3 protein-coding genes and 1 pseudogene are annotated in these 3,192 nt (G+C 58.7%); 1 reads left to right on the top strand and 3 read right to left on the bottom strand.

Going from position 1 to position 3,192, the window contains the following annotated elements:
• Positions 1–112: pseudogene (locus SJH88_RS18740) on the top strand (IS5/IS1182 family transposase); the annotation flags it as partial.
• Between the two features lie 8 nt (positions 113–120).
• On the opposite strand, the gene SJH88_RS18735 reads toward SJH88_RS18740, so the two are convergent.
• The 3 genes from SJH88_RS18735 to SJH88_RS18725 form a co-directional block, all read right to left on the bottom strand.
• Positions 121–891, bottom strand: coding sequence for a hypothetical protein (locus SJH88_RS18735; RefSeq protein WP_274755342.1), 771 nt, complete (start codon positions 889–891; stop codon positions 121–123).
• A complete protein-coding gene (locus tag SJH88_RS18730) occupies positions 888–1,613 on the bottom strand; it encodes a phage antirepressor KilAC domain-containing protein (RefSeq protein ID WP_270152269.1) in 726 nt (241 codons plus the stop codon). The genes SJH88_RS18735 and SJH88_RS18730 overlap by 4 nt, the downstream gene beginning before the upstream one ends.
• A 235-nt stretch (positions 1,614–1,848) precedes the next feature.
• Complete coding sequence (locus SJH88_RS18725; RefSeq protein ID WP_274755341.1) at positions 1,849–3,060, bottom strand: replicative DNA helicase; 1,212 nt, start codon at positions 3,058–3,060, stop codon at positions 1,849–1,851.
• Positions 3,061–3,192: the final 132 nt, after the last annotated feature.

The raw sequence follows: 3,192 nt of genomic DNA, 5'->3' as shown, positions 1-3,192 counted from the left end.
TGCCTGGCTAGACAAGAATCGGCGGCTGTGGAAGAACTGCGAGCGGCTGCTCAACACCAGCTTGCAGTTCGTCCACTTGGCTTTCCTGGTTCTGCTGCTCAGGAGATCTTGAACACGTTCTTAGAGGGGGGAGCTGGTTTTCGGGCTCCCTGACTTTCGCATTTGCGCCAAGATCAAGTCGTCCACGCACAGGTGCTCGTAACTTTGCTCAATCTGCCTGGCCGCCTTTTCAAGGATCTTTCGTGCTCTCGACGATTTGCTCAAGGACTCCCGCGCAAACTGGGCAAACTCAAGCACCTCCCGCGGCCAAAGGTTCGACGCTTTAGCGCCCCCATGTCTCCACAGCAGTGGACGTGGCAGGATCTCTCGATAGTGCTTGTGACTGAGCGAATTGCGCTTCACACCCATGACACGGGCGATGTCCTGCGTTGTGCACAGCATGCCCTGGATCGCCGCATACTTCCCCGTCGCACGCCTGCCGACCCAGTTTTCCCGCTCTTCAGGCAACGTGGAAATTCTGACCAATGAGCCAAACCCCAGGGCCGCATGTTTCTCAGTGAGCAATTTACGCCTCGCCATGTAAATTCTGAGATCCTCGACCCGGGCATAAAGCTTGCCGTCACGCCGCTCCACAGTGATGCACTTGGGCGGCTTGTAGGCCCAAAGGCGCCTAGCGGTTTCCTGGGCGATGGGCACATACTCATGAACCTGCCGCATCGGCAGCCACTCAATGCCCAGGCCATCCAGGCTTTTGAGAGCCGCCATTCGCTCAAGCTCGCGGGGGCTGAAGTTAAAAAGGCCGGCAACGTACACGCCTTGGCTTGTCTGTTGAACGCTATTCATTTTTTTGCTGACTGCAAGCGTTGGCAAAATCCACACACAGACCGTCAAGCTGCCAGCGCCTTCATCTGCTTGGCTGCATGGTGCTTGGCAATCTCTGCAGCCAGCCACTCCACCCCCTTGGGGGTGAACTTGGGCTGCACATAGCCATAGCCGCTATCCGACACACCGGTCTTCACTTCAAAGCGGCCGGCCTGAATATGCTGCTGGTAGGGTGTGAGTTTTCCGCCCAGGCGGTACATGATCTGGTGCAGCTCCAAGAACTCGGCCAGCCACTTCTCATTGAGGCACAGCGTCTTGCAGACCTGGCGGAAACCCAAGGCCCCGCTGCTGGCCTGCACATATCGCTCGACGAACTCCACCTTGGGGGCCGCTTCCACCAGGGCCTGCTCCTTCTTCTGGACTTCAATGGCCAGAGCCGCGGCTTTTTCTTCAGATGCAAGGTGTGCACGCAGGGCATCAAGGTAGGTGGCAGGCAAGGCTGGGGCCTGCTGTGCTTCCAGCTCTTGCCAGCGGTCCACGATGCGGGCTGTGAACTCGGGCGAGAGCTGGGCCACCACCACCAAACTGTCACGCTTCTCAAGTTGGTAGACGCTTACGGTCTGACCTAGGTGGTTTGGAACATCCACCAATGGTGGAAGTTGAATCACACCACGCTCGGCCAAGCGTTCAATGGTGCGCTTCACACTGTCATGGCGTGATTCGACCAGCTCGCCAATCTCGGCGCTGGTCATGGTCAGGGGCGCACTGCCCGCTACAGTGAGTTGGTTCATGTCGACCTCGCTAGGTTTTCGCTATGAGGTCAATTCTTGGTTTGCACCCTGATATGTGGAAACCTTAGGGGGGGGCGAGTAGCTTTTGCACGCGGAGCCCCGCGCTCGATTGCTTCTAAACAAACGGTCCAAGCCGATCTGGCTACTTGGCTTGGCAAGCAGTCCTCCACCAGGCGTTACGATCATGATGATGGCCTGGATCTCCATGATTGTTTTGCACTCCTTTTTTATAGCTCTAAAAGTCATCAGCCAGTCGCTTGGTCGTCACGCCCTGCGTGTTACTGCGCAGTGACTCGGTGGACTCTGTCCAGCGCTGGTACGCCCCCTCGAAGTGCAGAGGTACATCACCGGTTTCTCCGTCACGGTTCTTCAGGATCGCGCAGCCCTTGAGATCGCCACATTCCCCCTTGCGGTGAGTCCACAGAGCCAAGATCACGTCGGCGTCTTCCTCGATCGCACCACACTCCTTCAAATCGGACATGACGGGTCGCGGGTTTGTACGCGATTCAATGGATCGGTTGAGCTGGGAAAGCAGCACGATGGTGATCCCCATCTGCTTGGCCAGCTGCTTCATGCCTCGTGTGATTTCTTCCAGTTCCACACGGCGCTCGCGGTCACGGCTTCGAGGGGGCTCCTTCATGAGCTGCAGGTAGTCGACCACCAGAGTTTTGATGCCGAAGCGGCGCACCAGCTTGCGGGCCTGACTATTCACATCCCCAAGACTCATGCGATGCTTTTCCAGAAGGTGCAGGGGCAACCCACGCATGCGCTCCACAGCATCGGTGACCAGCTCCCAGTCGCCGTGATCCAGGCGTCCGGTCTTTAGCGCACCCAGCGGCACACGGCCCAGGTTCGCGGTCGTTCGGTTGGTCAACTCCTCGTTGCTCATCTCCATGCCGAAAAAAGCCGAAGGGATGCCATCCAGTGCATGCGTCAGAGCGAACTGCTGGGCCAGGCTGGATTTACCCACCGAAGGCCGGGCGGCCACGATCACCAACTGCCCATCGCGGAAACCGCCTGACAGCTTGTGGTCAAGCATAGGAATGCGAGTGGGCCGGCCTGGCTGCAGCTTTCCATCTGCCATCGCCTGCAGACGATCCAGCAGCCCGGCGGCATAGCGCTCGATCGGCGCGGCCTCCACGGTGTTGCGGACCTGAATCACCCCCTCCAACGACAGCACAGCTTTGGAAATACGCTGCTCCAGCGACAGAGACTCATCGCGGGCCAACTCTCGCACTTCATCGGCCACAGCTTCCAGGTGCCGCTGCTGGGCATTGGCAGCCACCATCTCAGCGTGCTGCTGGATGCCTCGCTTGGGGTAGTACCCGGCGCAGGTCAGGCTGTGTACGTACTCCCAGTCCACCTCAAAGCCGCGCATCTGGTCCATCAGCGTCGGCACGTCGACGTGCTTGCCAGCCAGCACCAGCTTTTCGGCCTGCGCCCACAATTGGCGATGCAGGGGCGTGTCCGAATTTTTGTGTAAACGGTTCGGACTTCAATTGACGGAGATGCGGTCTCCGAACTCAATGGTAAAGCGGGTCAGCGCAGCCTTCCAATCCCGGATGGGCATGGTCCACTT

Source organism: Comamonas sp. GCA5, assembly GCF_036541385.1.
GTDB lineage: Bacteria > Pseudomonadota > Gammaproteobacteria > Burkholderiales > Burkholderiaceae_C > Comamonas > Comamonas aquatica.
The sequence above is the reverse complement of the archived record's forward strand: the minus strand, read 5'-3'. Positions and strand labels throughout refer to the sequence as shown.

What these genes read in the sequence shown, in the direction of transcription:
- SJH88_RS18730 (WP_270152269.1), bottom strand. Translation starts at nt 1,613, where the DNA reads ATGAACCAACTCACTGTAGCGGGCAGTGCGCCCCTGACCATGACCAGC.